The sequence below is a fragment of the Sphingomonas sp. Leaf407 genome, assembly GCF_001425385.1.
In the GTDB taxonomy this organism is placed as follows: Bacteria; Pseudomonadota; Alphaproteobacteria; order Sphingomonadales; family Sphingomonadaceae; genus Sphingomonas.
Window position 1 is genome coordinate 289,578 of the sequence record NZ_LMQO01000004.1, and the last position, 14,008, is coordinate 303,585.

13 protein-coding genes are annotated in these 14,008 nt (G+C 66.1%); 10 read left to right on the forward strand and 3 right to left on the reverse strand.

Annotation, left to right across the window (positions count from 1 at the left end; all coding sequences use genetic code 11):
* Positions 1-105: 105 nt before the first annotated feature.
* The 3 genes from ASG37_RS13540 (at position 106) to groL (ending at position 3,776) form a co-directional block, all read left to right on the forward strand.
* Positions 106-1,497: an MATE family efflux transporter gene (locus ASG37_RS13540; protein WP_055761203.1), complete on the forward strand. Its 1,392-nt coding sequence runs from the start codon at positions 106-108 to the stop codon at positions 1,495-1,497.
* Positions 1,498-1,755: 258 nt separating this feature from the next.
* Positions 1,756-2,043, forward strand: coding sequence for a co-chaperone GroES (groES, locus tag ASG37_RS13545; RefSeq protein WP_055761206.1), 288 nt, complete (start codon positions 1,756-1,758; stop codon positions 2,041-2,043).
* Between the two features lie 86 nt (positions 2,044-2,129).
* A complete protein-coding gene (gene groL / locus ASG37_RS13550; protein ID WP_055761209.1) occupies positions 2,130-3,776 on the forward strand; it encodes a chaperonin GroEL in 1,647 nt (548 codons plus the stop codon).
* Between the two features lie 190 nt (positions 3,777-3,966).
* Here groL and ASG37_RS13555 read toward each other — a convergent pair whose 3' ends face one another.
* The 3 genes from ASG37_RS13555 to ASG37_RS13565 are packed head-to-tail and all read right to left on the reverse strand — an operon-like array spanning position 3,967 to position 5,142.
* The gene (locus ASG37_RS13555; protein WP_055761212.1) at positions 3,967-4,425 is read right to left on the reverse strand and encodes a hypothetical protein; all 459 of its coding nucleotides are present in this window, start codon (positions 4,423-4,425) and stop codon (positions 3,967-3,969) included.
* 28 nt (positions 4,426-4,453) lie between these two features.
* A complete protein-coding gene (locus ASG37_RS13560; RefSeq protein WP_055761215.1) occupies positions 4,454-4,864 on the reverse strand; it encodes a DUF2147 domain-containing protein in 411 nt (136 codons plus the stop codon).
* Positions 4,861-5,142, reverse strand: coding sequence for an ETC complex I subunit (locus tag ASG37_RS13565; RefSeq protein WP_055761217.1), 282 nt, complete (start codon positions 5,140-5,142; stop codon positions 4,861-4,863). The genes ASG37_RS13560 and ASG37_RS13565 overlap by 4 nt, the downstream gene beginning before the upstream one ends.
* A gap of 301 nt (positions 5,143-5,443) precedes the next feature.
* Here ASG37_RS13565 and mdh point away from each other — a divergent pair, with 301 nt between their 5' ends.
* From mdh to lpdA, 7 genes are all read left to right on the forward strand, one after another.
* Positions 5,444-6,406 (forward strand): malate dehydrogenase, encoded by a 963-nt coding sequence (gene mdh, locus ASG37_RS13570; RefSeq protein ID WP_055761221.1) that lies wholly within the window; start codon positions 5,444-5,446, stop codon positions 6,404-6,406.
* Between the two features lie 100 nt (positions 6,407-6,506).
* Complete coding sequence (locus tag ASG37_RS13575) at positions 6,507-6,794, forward strand: GIY-YIG nuclease family protein (protein WP_055761225.1); 288 nt, start codon at positions 6,507-6,509, stop codon at positions 6,792-6,794.
* 38 nt (positions 6,795-6,832) lie between these two features.
* Entirely contained in the window at positions 6,833-7,717 is an 885-nt protein-coding gene (gene sucD / locus ASG37_RS13580) for a succinate--CoA ligase subunit alpha (protein ID WP_055761229.1), read from the forward strand.
* Between the two features lie 75 nt (positions 7,718-7,792).
* Positions 7,793-10,756 (forward strand): 2-oxoglutarate dehydrogenase E1 component, encoded by a 2,964-nt coding sequence (locus ASG37_RS13585; protein WP_082448477.1) that lies wholly within the window; start codon positions 7,793-7,795, stop codon positions 10,754-10,756.
* 42 nt (positions 10,757-10,798) lie between these two features.
* A complete protein-coding gene (gene odhB, locus ASG37_RS13590; protein WP_055761232.1) occupies positions 10,799-12,049 on the forward strand; it encodes a 2-oxoglutarate dehydrogenase complex dihydrolipoyllysine-residue succinyltransferase in 1,251 nt (416 codons plus the stop codon).
* A gap of 22 nt (positions 12,050-12,071) precedes the next feature.
* Complete coding sequence (locus ASG37_RS13595) at positions 12,072-12,563, forward strand: DUF1877 family protein (RefSeq protein ID WP_162233477.1); 492 nt, start codon at positions 12,072-12,074, stop codon at positions 12,561-12,563.
* A gap of 16 nt (positions 12,564-12,579) precedes the next feature.
* On the forward strand, positions 12,580-13,980 hold the full coding sequence (gene lpdA / locus ASG37_RS13600; RefSeq protein WP_055761237.1) for a dihydrolipoyl dehydrogenase: 1,401 nt from the start codon (positions 12,580-12,582) through the stop codon (positions 13,978-13,980).
* Positions 13,981-14,008 lie beyond the last annotated feature (28 nt).

A 14,008-nucleotide genomic window follows, 5' to 3' on the forward strand; every position in this document is an offset into this window, starting at 1 on the left:
GGCGGCGAGTAAAGCGGAGATGGCTCCACGGCGGGCCGGCACGGTGTCCCGTCGCGGGCACGGGAAGGATGTTCCTGCCCGCCCCGACGTTCTACATGGCGCGCCATGACCGATGCCGCCGCCCCTGCCGCTCCGCCCACCGCCCGCGCGGAACTGGCGGCGACGCTGCGGCTCGCCGCACCGCTGGTCGGTGCGAACCTGCTGCAAATGGCGGTCTATGCGGTCGACGTGGTGTTCGTCGCCCGGCTGGGCACGGTCGAACTCGCCGCCGCGACGCTCGGCGTCTATGCCTACAGCGTCATCCTGTTCGCGCTGTCGGGCCTCGTCGGCGCGGTCGCGCCGATCATCGCCGCCGAACGCGGGGCACGTTCGCATGCGGTACGCGAGGTGCGGCGGTCGTTCCGCATGGCGCTGTGGATCGCGGTGCTGGGCAGCGTGCCGTTCATGGCGCTGCTGGCGCATGGCGATGCGCTGCTGCTGGCCACCGGGCAGGACGCGACCGTCGCCGCGCGCGCCGATGCCTTTCTCGACATATTGCTGTGGGCATTGATCCCCGCGCTGGTCGGCACGGTGATGCGGATCACCGCCTCGGCGCTCGGCCGCCCCGGCTGGGCGATGGTCATCACCGCGCTCGGCCTTGCCGTATCGATCCTCGCCAACTGGCTGCTGGTGTTCGGCAACGCCGGCTTCCCTGCGCTTGGGCTGGAGGGATCGGCGATCGCCAGCCTCGTCACCGCCACCGCGATGATGTTCGCCTATGCGGTCGTGCTGGTCGCCGACCGGCGGCTGCGCCGCTTCCGCCTCTTCGGCCGCTGGTGGCGGATCGAGGCGGGCCGGCTGCGCGAGATCGCGGTCCTCGGCCTGCCGATCGCAGCGACGATGACGTTCGAGGGCGCGCTGTTCGCCGCCGCCGGCTTCCTGATGGGCCGCATCGGCGTGACCGAGGTGGCGGCGCACGCCATCGCGCTCCAGATCGCGGCATTTCTGTTCCAGGTGCCGTTCGGCATCGCGCAGGCCGCGACGATCCGCGTCGGCCTCGCCTATGGCGCCGGCGACCGGACATGGATCGCGCGGGCGGGATGGTCGGCGCTGATCGTCGGCACCGGCTTCATGGGGTTCACCGCGCTGTTGCTCTGGGCGTTTCCGCGTGCGTTCCTGTCGGTCTATGTCGATGTCGACGCGCCGGCCAATGCCGCGATGATCGCGCTGGCGTTGCCCTATCTCGCCATCGCCGCGTTGTTCCAACTGGCCGATGGCGCGCAGGCGGTGGCGGCGGGCGTGCTGCGTGGGGTGCAGGATACGCGGGTGCCGATGTTGATCGCGCTGATCGGCTATTGGCTGGTCGGCTTCGCGACATCGGTAGCACTCGGCTTCTGGACGCCGCTCGCCGGGATCGGCGTGTGGATCGGCCTTGCCCTCGGGCTGTTCGTGGTCGCGGTGCTGCTGGTTCACCGCTGGCACCGGCGCGAGGCGCTGGGACTGGTTCGGACCGTCTGACGCGGCTGTTTGAAAACGCACGATCGCGCGTTCTGCGGTGCCGGCCCGCTCCCCCTCCCGACCACCCACAGCGTATCCTTAATGGGTGGTCGGGAGGGGGAGCGGGCCGGCACCGCTTTATCTGATACAGCGCACGTACCGACCGCAAAATTGTTCCGGCGGCGGTTGACGGCGGGTGGGGGGCTCCACATATCCGGAGCGCTGGCACTCCCCCCGGGTGAGTGCCAAGAAATGTTCAACGTAAATAGGGAACCGCGCATGAACTTCCGTCCGCTGCACGACCGCGTACTCGTCCGTCGCGTCGAGGCCGAGGAAAAGACGCTCGGCGGGATCATCATCCCCGACACCGCCAAGGAAAAGCCGCAGGAAGGCGAAGTCGTCGCCGCCGGCACCGGTGCCCGCACCGAAGCGGGCACGATCACGCCGCTCGACGTCAAGGCCGGCGACCGCATTCTGTTCGGCAAGTGGTCGGGCACCGAGGTCAAGGTCAACGGTGAAGACCTGCTCATCATGAAGGAATCGGACATCTTGGGGATCGTCGGCTGAGCCGACGAGCAACAACCCCGGCGAAGGCCGGGGCCCGGATTCAAGACTCCTGACCCACTCCATCTTATTCTGAAAGGGTAGCCACCATGGCAGCCAAGGACGTAAAATTCGGTCGTGACGCGCGTGAACGCATCCTGCGCGGCGTCGACATCCTCGCCGACGCGGTGAAGGTGACTCTGGGGCCGAAGGGCCGCAACGTCGTCATCGACAAGTCGTTCGGCGCGCCCCGCATCACCAAGGATGGTGTGTCGGTCGCCAAGGAAATCGAACTGAAGGACAAGTTCGAGAACATGGGCGCGCAGATGGTGCGCGAAGTGGCCTCGAAGACCAACGACATCGCGGGCGACGGCACCACCACCGCCACCGTGCTGGCGCAGGCGATCGTCCGCGAAGGCATGAAGTCGGTCGCGGCCGGCATGAACCCGATGGACCTGAAGCGCGGCATCGACATCGCCGTCATCAAGGTGGTCGAGGACATCAAGTCGCGCTCCAAGCCGGTGTCGGGCACCAACGAGATCGCCCAGGTCGGCATCATCTCGGCCAACGGCGACCGTGAAGTCGGCGAGAAGATCGCCGAAGCCATGGAGAAGGTCGGCAAGGAAGGCGTCATCACCGTCGAGGAAGCCAAGGGCCTCGAATTCGAGCTGGACGTCGTCGAGGGCATGCAGTTCGACCGCGGCTATCTGTCGCCGTACTTCATCACCAACCCGGAAAAGATGCAGGTCGAGCTTTCCGACCCGTACATCCTGATCCACGAGAAGAAGCTGTCGTCGCTCCAGGCGATGCTGCCGATCCTCGAAGCGGTGGTGCAGTCGGGCCGTCCGCTGCTCATTATCGCCGAGGACATCGAAGGCGAGGCACTCGCCACGCTGGTGGTCAACAAGCTGCGCGGCGGCCTGAAGGTCGCAGCGGTCAAGGCTCCGGGCTTCGGTGATCGTCGCAAGGCGATGCTGGAAGACATCGCGATCCTGACCAAGGGCGAAGTCATCAGCGAAGACCTCGGCATCAAGCTGGAGTCGGTGACGCTGGGCATGCTCGGCACTGCCAAGCGCGTGACGATCGACAAGGACAACACCATCATCGTCGATGGTGCCGGCGATGCGGACTCGATCAAGGGCCGCACCGACGCGATCCGTCAGCAGATCGAAGTCACCTCGTCGGACTATGACCGTGAGAAGCTGCAGGAGCGGCTGGCGAAGCTCGCCGGTGGCGTCGCGGTCATCAAGGTCGGCGGCGCGACCGAGGTCGAGGTCAAGGAGCGCAAGGACCGCGTCGACGACGCGCTGCACGCAACCCGCGCAGCCGTCGAAGAGGGCATCGTCCCCGGTGGCGGCACGGCGCTGCTGTACGCGACCAAGGCGCTCGAAGGCGTCACCGGCGTCAACGACGACCAGACGCGCGGCGTCGACATCGTCCGCAAGTCGCTGACCTCGCTGGTGCGTCAGATCGCGCAGAATGCCGGCCATGACGGTGCGGTCGTGTCGGGCAAGCTGCTCGACCAGACCGATACCTCGTTCGGCTTCAATGCGTCGACCGACACGTACGAGAACCTCGTCGCGGCTGGCGTGATCGACCCGACCAAGGTCGTCCGCACCGCGCTCCAGAACGCGGCCTCGGTCGCCGGCCTGCTCATCACCACCGAAGCGACCGTTTCGGAACTGCCAGACGACGGCAAGGCCTCGGCGATGCCCGCCGGCGGCGGCATGGGCGGCATGGGCGGCATGGACTTCTGATTTTGGACGGGTGCAGCGATGGCTGCACCCGACACAAAATCGGAACGGCCGGCGCCCCGTGCGGGGCGACCGACGGGCGGCGGCTTTGCCGTCGCCGGGTCCAGACAAGAAAAAAGGCCGAGAGGGGGATACCCTTCCCGGCCTTTTCCTGTTCGTTACAGGCCAACCACCATGCCCGACGGCAATCCCGTCAAGGCTCCGCGCAGACCGTCCCGTTCATCGAAATCAGGGTCGGCAATCCACCAGCACGATGATCCATCAGTGCCCATTCGGGATCGCCCGCTTCCGTCGCAAACGACACGACGCATAGATCGTCCGACAAGACCATCTGCAATTCCGGCAAGCGCCCGAACGTCGTCACATCCAGAACGCGCTTGCCGAGCAGCCGTTTCAACGAAGTCTCGATAACGGCATCCTTGCTCGAGCTACCCGACAATATCCGGTGTTCATGCTCGATCCGCCATGTCCATTCGATCATCAGCGACAATTCGCCATCGGGATTATTGGCTGGCGTTCCGTCGCTGCGCAGCTTCGGCGTGAGCGCGCCGAACTCGAACATGATCGCCGTGCCGTGGCCCCGCCAGACGTGCGAGAGCGGCCGTTCGATCAACGCCACCCGGTACTGCTCCAGTATCTGGTTGCCGTTCATTCCGGCGGTCCGCACCGTATCGATCTCCCTACCTCGCCGGCTTCCACAACTGCGTCTGGCAGAAGAACGCGATGCAGCCCTGCACCTTCAGCGACCCGTCGGCATTCTTCGACACGATCGATTTGTAGCTCTTGCCGTTGCGCGGGTCGTAGATCCGCCCGCGCCAATCGCTGCCGGCATCGGCAAAGCCCGACAGGATCGGCATGCCTAGGATCGGGCGCGACCGCAGCGCGGGATCGCTGTTGTTGACGTCGGTCATCGGCGCGCCGGGCGTCGCCTTGATGATGCGGACCAGTCGCCCGCACACCTTGTCGCCGCAACGCGCGACTTCGATCACGCCTGCGCCGTCCTCGGTCAGATAGCGACCCGCGATCGGCGTCGCGGCGACGGCCGGGGTCGCGACTGCTACCGCGGCGAACACCAGCGCGTGCCGCGTCACTTGAAGTTGTCCGCATAGGCTTGCAGCTTCAGCGTGCGCTCGGGCGTGGGTATGACGTGATATTCGATCCCCTCGCGCCGGGCGTACTCGGTCGCGGCATCGAGCGAGGGGAATTTCAGCTTCACCTGATCGCGCGTATCGCCCGATCCCGCCCAGCCAGTCAGCGGATCGGCCTGCTTCGGCTCTGCCGGCTCGAACTCGAGCATCCAGGTGTGCGTCTTGGCACGCCCCGACTGCATCGCGTTCTTGGGAATCTGGTAGATACGGGCGCTGGGCATCGACGAAACCTTCGTGCAGGACAGGATTTATCCCTGCATAGCAAAGCCGGCGCGCCATGCCAGCAGGAGTCGCGACTTGCCGCGACGCTAAATGCGCAGAGCATGGCAGGAATATCATGCCTGATCGGGCATGGCGTTCGCCACGAATGGCCGCATGATCCGATTTCAGCCGTTTCCCTCGCCTATTGCTCTTGCGACTGGTTATCATTAAAGATTGGTTTTCCCTTGTCTCTTCAATCAAAACCGCTTATTGCCCCGCGCGTCGCGGCAGGACCGCGCGTTTGACTGCACGGAGAGAACCTTGGCTCGCAAGAAGATCGCGCTGATCGGCGCCGGCAACATCGGCGGCACGCTCGCCCATCTCGCAGCGTTGAAGAACCTTGGCGACATCGTCCTGTTCGACGTGGCCGAGGGCATTCCGCAAGGCAAGGCACTCGACCTGTCGCAGTGCGGACCCGTCGAAGGGTTCGACGCGAAGATCATCGGCAGCAACGACTATGCCGACATCGCGGGCGCGGACGTCATCATCGTCACCGCCGGTGTCGCGCGCAAGCCGGGCATGAGCCGCGACGACCTGCTCGGCATCAACCTGAAGGTCATGAAGGCCGTCGGCGAGGGCATCAAGAACAATGCCCCCGACGCTTTCGTCATCTGCATCACCAACCCGCTCGACGCGATGGTGTGGGCGCTGCGCGAATTCAGCGGGCTGCCGCACAACATGGTCGTCGGCATGGCCGGCGTGCTCGACAGCGCGCGCTTCAGCCACTTCCTGGCGGACGAGTTCGAGGTGTCGGTCAAGGACGTGACCAGCTTCGTGCTGGGTGGCCATGGCGACACGATGGTCCCGGTCATCTCCTATTCGACCGTGTCGGGCATCCCCGTTCCCGACCTTATCAAGATGGGCCGCTCGACGCAGGAAAAGATCGACGCGATCGTCAAGCGCACCCGCGGCGGCGGCGGCGAGATCGTCGGGTTGCTCAAGACCGGCTCGGCCTATTACGCGCCCGCGACCAGCGGCATCGCGATGGCCGAGGCGTATCTCTATGACCAAAAGCGCGTGCTGCCCGCCGCTGCCTATGTCGATGGCCAGTACGGCGTGAACGACCTGTATGTCGGCGTGCCGGTGGTGATCGGTGCCGGCGGCGTCGAGCAGATCGTCGAGATCGCGCTGGACGACGAAGCAAAGGCGAACCTCACCGTGTCGGTCGACGCGGTCAAGGAACTGCTGGTCGCCTGCAAGGGCATCGACGAGACGCTGGCGTGACCACGTAACGTACCCCCGCGCAGGCGGGGGTCCAGGGTAATGGAGCGTGACGCTTCTGGCTCTGGATCCCCGCCTGCGCGGGGATACGAAAGGCGGCGGGATGAAAGCGGGTTTTGTCTACATTGTCGCCAGTCGCCGTAACGGAACGATCTATACCGGTTCGACCAGCAATCTGATCCAGCGCATTCACCAGCATCGTAACGGGACGGTTGAGGGATTTACCAGCGAACACGATTGCACGCTGCTGGTCTGGTACGAGTGTCATGACGATCTGCAGGAAGCGCGATTACGCGAACGCCGGATCAAGAAATGGAACCGTGACTGGAAGTTGCGGCTGATCGAAGAGAATAACTCCGGCTGGCACGACCTGTTCGAACAGCTGACCTGATTTTCGCTCCGGCAACGGGGCACGCAAGGGAAACGAAGATGAGCATCCTCGTCAACAAGAACACCAAGGTCATCACCCAGGGGATGACCGGCGAAACCGGCAGCTTCCATACCAAGGCAGCGCTGGAATACGGCACGCAGATGGTCGGCGGCGTGACCCCGGGCAAGGGCGGCAGCGAGCACCTCGGCCTCCCCGTCTACAACACCGTCGCCGAAGCCAAGTCGAAGACCGGTGCCGATGCGTCGGTCATCTACGTTCCGCCGCCCTTCGCCGCCGATTCGATCCTCGAGGCGATCGATGCCGAAATCCCGCTGATCGTCGCGATCACCGAAGGCATTCCGGTGCTCGACATGGTCCGCGTCAAGCGCGCGCTGTCGGGCAGCAAGTCGCGCCTCATCGGCCCGAACTGCCCCGGCGTGCTGACGCCGGGCGAGTGCAAGATCGGCATCATGCCCGGCAGCATCTTCAAGCAGGGTAGCGTCGGTGTCGTCTCGCGCTCCGGCACGCTCACCTATGAAGCGGTGTTCCAGACCTCGAACGCCGGCCTCGGCCAGACCACGGCGGTCGGCATCGGCGGCGATCCGGTCAACGGCACCAACTTCATCGACGTGCTGGAGCTGTTCCTCGCCGACGAGGCCACCCAGTCGATCATCATGATCGGCGAGATCGGCGGCGATGCCGAGGAGCAGGCCGCACAGTTCCTGATCGACGAGGCCAAGCGCGGCCGCAGCAAGCCGATGGCCGGCTTCATCGCGGGCCGCACCGCGCCTCCGGGGCGTCGCATGGGTCATGCCGGCGCGATCGTGTCGGGCGGCAAGGGCGATGCGGAAAGCAAGATCGCGGCGATGGAAGCGGCCGGCATCAAGGTCGCGGCGAGCCCCAGCGAGCTGGGTTCGACGCTGCTCGAAGTGCTGAACGGTTGAACTGACACGCCCCGCGCCACGACGCGCGCGGGGCACCGCCCGGTTCGACCGGGCAACAGCGGACGGGAAACGACCATGGGCTACGAAGGCCAGGATTTCGACATCGCCGCCGGCGTCAGCCCGGCATTCGTGGAAACGCTTTATGGTCGCTACCGCGAGAATCCCTCGTCGGTCGATGCCGGCTGGCGTCAGTGGTTTGACGGGCTGGAGGGCGCGACGCAGCATCCGAGCTGGCAGAGCAAGCGCTGGCCGCTGACCGATACCGACGCGCTGACCGCCGCGCTCGACCCGACGCAGATGGAACCGGCCCCCAAGCCGGCCAAGGGCGGCGGCAAGCCGGCTCCGGCGGCGGCTCCGCCCGCGCCCAAGGTCGATGTGGCCAAGGCGGCGGGCGACGCGATCCGCGCGCAGCTCCTGATCCGCACCTACCGGGTGCGCGGGCATCTTGCCGCCAATCTCGATCCGCTGGGCCTCGCACGCCGCGATCTGCCCGAGGATCTGCGCACCGAATATCACGGCTTTTCGGATGCCGAGATCGACACGCCGGTGTATCTCGGCGGCACGCTGGGGCTGGAATGGGCCACGGTGCGCGAGATCGTCGACATCCTGCGCGCCAATTACTGCGGCAACGTCGGCCTCGAGTATATGCACATCGCGGACGTGGAGGAGCGCAAGTTCCTGCAGGACCGGATGGAGGGCCGCGACAAGGCGATCCAGTTCACCGCCGACGGCAAGAAGGCGATTCTCAGCAAGGTCATTGAGGCCGAGCAGTGGGAGAAGTTCCTCGGCCGCAAATACGTCGGCACGAAGCGCTTCGGCCTCGACGGCGGTGAATCGATGATCCCCGCGCTCGAAGCGGTCATCAAGTACGGCGGCCAGATGGGCGTGCGCGAGATCGTGTACGGCATGGCGCACCGCGGCCGCCTGAACGTGCTGACCAACGTGATGGCCAAGCCGTTCCGCGTGCTGTTCCACGAATTCGCCGGCGGCAGCGCCAACCCGGACGACATCGGCGGGTCGGGCGACGTGAAATATCACCTCGGCACCTCGACCGACCGCACCTTCGACGACGTGTCGGTGCATATGTCGCTGGTCGCCAACCCCAGCCACCTCGAAGCGGTCAACCCGGTGGTGCTGGGCAAGGTGCGCGCGCAGCAGACCTTCCGCAGCGACCTCGAAACGCATGAGCAGGTGCTGCCCGTCCTGATCCACGGCGACGCCGCGTTCGCGGGTCAGGGGATCGTGTGGGAATGCCTCGGCTTCTCCGGCATCCGTGGCTACAACACCGGTGGCTGCGTCCACTTCATCATCAACAACCAGGTCGGTTTCACCACCAGTCCGCAGTTCGCGCGCAGCTCGCCCTATCCGTCGGACGTGGCGAAGGGCGTGCAGGCGCCGATCTTCCACGTGAACGGCGACGATCCCGAAGCCGTGACCTTCGCGACCAAGATGGCGATCGAGTTCCGCCAGAAATTCCACCGCGACGTGGTGGTCGACATGTGGTGCTATCGCCGCTTCGGCCATAACGAAGGCGACGAGCCGTCCTTCACCCAGCCGCTGATGTACGCCAAGATCAAGGGTCATCCCGGCGTCAGCGACATCTATGGCAAGCGGTTGCAGGACGAAGGCGTGATCGACGCCGGGTTCGTGAGCGCCAAGACCGGCGAGTTCACCCAGCACCTCGAAAGCGAGTTCGACGCGGCCAAGAGCTACAAGCCGAACCGTGCCGACTGGTTCGCCGGGCGCTGGTCGGGGCTGCACGCGCCGATGGACGCCGAAGGCGCGCGCCGCTCGGTCGAAACCGGTATCAGCCCGAAGCTGTTCGAGTCGCTCGGCCGCACGCTGACCAGCGTTCCGGACGACCTTCAGGTCCACAAGACGCTCACCCGCGTGCTCGACGCCAAGCGGGCGATGTTCACCAGCGGCGAGGGCTTCGACTGGGCGACCGGTGAGGCGCTGGCGTTCGGATCGCTGCTGTCGGAAGGGTTCGGCGTCCGCCTGTCGGGGCAGGATTCGGGTCGCGGCACCTTCTCGCAGCGGCATGCGGTGTGGGTCGACCAGACCGACGAGCACAAGTTCGTGCCGCTCAAGACCATCGAGCATGGCAGCTTCGAGGTGCTCGACAGCCCGCTGTCCGAATATGGCGTGCTCGGCTTCGAATATGGCTATGCGCTGGCCGACCCCAAGGCGCTGGTCATCTGGGAAGCGCAGTTCGGCGATTTCGCGAACGGCGCGCAGATCATGATCGATCAGTTCATCGCGGCGGGCGAAGCGAAGTGGCTGCGCGCCAACGGCCTCGTCATGATGCTGCCGCACGGCTATGAAGGTCAGGGGCCGGAGCATAGCTCGGCGCGGCTGGAGCGGTTCCTGCAACTGTGCGCGGGCGACAATATGCAGGTGGCCAACGTTACCTCGCCGGCGAACCTGTTCCACCTGCTGCGCCGGCAGATGCACCGCAACTTCCGCAAACCGCTTGTCATCATGACGCCCAAGTCGCTGCTGCGGCACAAGATGGCGACGTCGAGCGCCGCCGAGTTCCTCGGCGACAGCCATTTCAAGCGGCTGCTGTCCGACCCGTCGGCCCCGGCCGATCAGGACACGACGCGGCTGGTGCTGTGTTCGGGCAAGGTCGCGTTCGACCTGATCGAGGCGCGCGACGCGGCGGGCGACACCGCCACGCAGATCGTGCGCGTGGAACAGATTTATCCGTTCCCCACCGATGCGCTGGTCGAACGGCTGAGGCGCCTGCCCAACCTGACCGACGTGGTCTGGGCGCAAGAGGAGCCGAAGAACAACGGTTCGTGGTTCCTCGTCGAACCGGCGATCGAGGAAGCGCTGGCCGAGGCGAACGCGCCGGTGGCGCGTGCCCGCTATGCCGGTCGCACGGCGGCGGCATCGCCCGCTACCGGGCTGATGAAGCGCCACCAGGCCGAACAGGGCGCGCTGGTCGCCGATGCGCTCGGCCACAATGTCCGCGACGAAATCCGCCGTACCCGTCAGGCCGAGGGCGAACGCGCCACCGGCAAGGCCGCATCCTAACCGTGTTATTACCCCCGACACGGGGGAGATGAGGAAAATCCGATGGCAACCGAAGTTCTGGTCCCCACGCTGGGCGAATCGATCACCGAAGCGACGCTGGGCGAATGGTTGAAGCAGCCGGGCGAAGCGGTCGCGGCCGACGAGCCGATCGCCAGCCTCGAAACCGACAAGGTGTCGGTCGAAGTGCCCGCGCCGGTCGCGGGCGTGATGGGCGCGCATGCGGTGCAGCCGGGTGACACCGTGTCGGTCGGCGCGATGATCGCCACGATCGACGCCGGTGGCGCCGGGAGCGCGCCTGCGCCCAAGGCGGATGCGCCGAAGCAGGAAGCGGCCCCCGCTCCTGCCGCTCCGGCGCAGCAGGCACCGGCAGCGGCCGATGCCAATGTCGATGCCGCCGCGCTGTCGCCTTCGGTGCGCCGCGCGATCCTCGAGCACGGCGTCGATCCGGCCAAGGTCAAGGGCACCGGTCGCGACGGTCGCATCACCAAGGAAGACGTGGTCGCCGCCGCCGGTGACAAGTCGGCCGCCGCCGCCCCGGCGGCCGCTCCGGCAACGGCGGCCCCCGCCGCCAGCGCCGCCAGCGCCGCACCGGCGCGCAAGGAGGAGCGCGTCAAGATGACGCGCCTGCGCCAGACGATCGCCCGGCGTCTCAAGGAAGCGCAGGATACCGCCGCGCTGCTCACTACCTTCAACGACGTCGACATGACGGCGGTGATCGAGGCGCGCGCGAAGTACAAGGACCTGTTCGAGAAGAAGCACGGCGTGCGGCTGGGCTTCATGGGCTTCTTCGTGAAGGCCGCGACGATGGCGCTGAAGGACATTCCGTCGGTCAACGCCAGCATCGAGGGCGACGAGATCGTCTATCGCGACTATGCCGACATCTCGGTCGCCGTGTCGGCGCCGGGCGGCCTCGTCGTCCCCGTCATCCGCGATGCCGACAAGCTGTCGGTCGCGGGCGTCGAGAAGACGATCGGCGACTTCGGCAAGCGCGCCAAGGAAGGCACGCTCAAGATGGACGAGATGAAGGGCGGCACGTTCACCATCTCGAACGGCGGCGTGTTCGGCTCGCTGATGTCGACCCCGATCATCAACCCGCCGCAGTCGGCGGTGCTGGGCCTCCACCGCATCGAGGAACGCCCGGTCGTCCGTGACGGTCAGGTCGTGGTGCGCCCGATGATGTATCTGGCACTCAGCTACGACCATCGCCTGATCGACGGTCGTGAGGCGGTGACGTTCCTCGTCGCGCTCAAGAACGCGATCGAGGACCCGACGCGCCTGCTGATCGACCTGTAAGCGGGATCGGGCACCGATGGGCATGGTGATCTATCTGCGGCGGGCCGGCGATGCCGATCTCGACCGGTTGGTCGCCGACCCGTCGGTGTTCGAGACGTTCGTGTTCGACGAGGGGGTCGAGAACCTCGACCTCGTCGATTTCGACATGGGCTGGCATGCACTGCATTACCTGCTGACCGGATCGGCCGACGATGTGGGCCATCCGCTCGGGCTCATCATCGCTGCATTGCCCGAACTGGGCGCGGACGAGAATGGCGAGGGCGGGATCGGATTGATTGCGCCCGAGCGGATGAAGGCGTTCGCCGATGCGCTCGACGCCCAGGACGATGCGACGATCGCCCGCCGGTTCGACCAAAAGGCGATGATGAAAGCCGATGTGTATCTCGCCGACACGTTCGTCGGCGGCGATGCCATCGACTATATACTGCAAGGGCTTCCGGCCCTTCGCCAATTCGCGGCACACTGCCGCCGTACCGGCGACGGCGCGATCCGCGTGATCGCCCACAACGACTAGGACGGGATAGAAACCAATGGCTGACTACGACTTCGACGTCCTCGTGATCGGTGCCGGACCCGGCGGCTATGTCGCGGCGATCCGCGCGGCGCAACTGGGCCTCAAGGTGGCGTGCGCCGAGGGTCGCGCGACGCTGGGCGGGACCTGCCTCAACGTCGGGTGCATCCCGTCGAAGGCGCTGCTGCATGCCTCCGAGCTGTATGAGGAAGCAACCGGCGGGCACCTGGCCAAGTTCGGCGTGAACATCGCGGGCGCGACGCTCGACCTCGATCAGATGCACGCTGAAAAGGCCAAGGCGGTCGGCGAGCTGACCGGCGGCATCGAATATCTGTTCAAGAAGAACAAGGTCGAATGGCTGAAAGGCTATGCCGCGTTCGAGAACGACAACACGGTCAGGGTCGGCGACCGCACCGTCACCGCGCGCGACATCGTGATCGCCACCGGATCGTCGGTGATGCCGCTGCCGGGCGTCGAGGTGGACAATGACGCGGCGATCATCGTCGATTCGACCGGCGCGCTGGCGCTGCCCAAGGTGCCCGAGCATCTAGTGGTGATCGGCGGCGGCGTGATCGGCCTTGAACTGGGCAGCGTGTGGCGTCGCCTCGGCGCCAAGGTCACGGTGGTGGAATATGCCGACCAAATCCTGCCCGGCTTCGACGGCGAGGTCCGCAAGGAATCGGCCAAGCTGTTCAAGAAGCAGGGCTTCGACCTCAAGACCTCGACCAAGGTCACGGCCGCGTCGGTCGATGGCGGCACCGCCACGCTGACGGTCGAACCCGCCGCCGGCGGCGAGGCGACGACGATCAGCGCGGATGCGGTGCTGGTGTCGATCGGCCGCCGTGCGAACACCGAGGGCCTCGCGCTCGACAAGGCGGGCCTTACGGTCAACCAGCGCGGGCAGGTCGACATCGACGAGGAGTTCCGCACCAAGGTCGATGGCATCTGGGCGATCGGCGACGTGGTGCATGGTCCGATGCTGGCGCACAAGGCCGAGGACGAGGGCGTCGCCGTCGCCGAGTTCATCGCCGGACAGACCGGCATCGTGAACCATGACGTGATCCCGAGCGTGGTCTACACCATGCCCGAGATCGCCGGCGTCGGGCTGACCGAGGAAGCGGCCAAGGACAAGGGCGAGATCAAGGTCGGCAAATTCCCCTTCGCCGCCAACAGCCGCGCCAAGACCAATCGCGACACCGATGGCTTCGTGAAGGTCATCGCCGATGCCAAGACCGACCGCGTCGTCGGCGTGTGGATCGTCTCGTCGCTGGCCGGCACGATGATCGCGCAGGCCGCGCAGGCGATGGAATTCGGTGCGACCAGCGAGGACATCGCCTACACCTGCCACGCGCACCCGACGCACGCAGAGGCGCTCAAGGAAGCGGCGATGGCGGTACGGGGCAAGGCGATCCACATCTGATCGTTCGCGTACGGACACGGCTTCATGG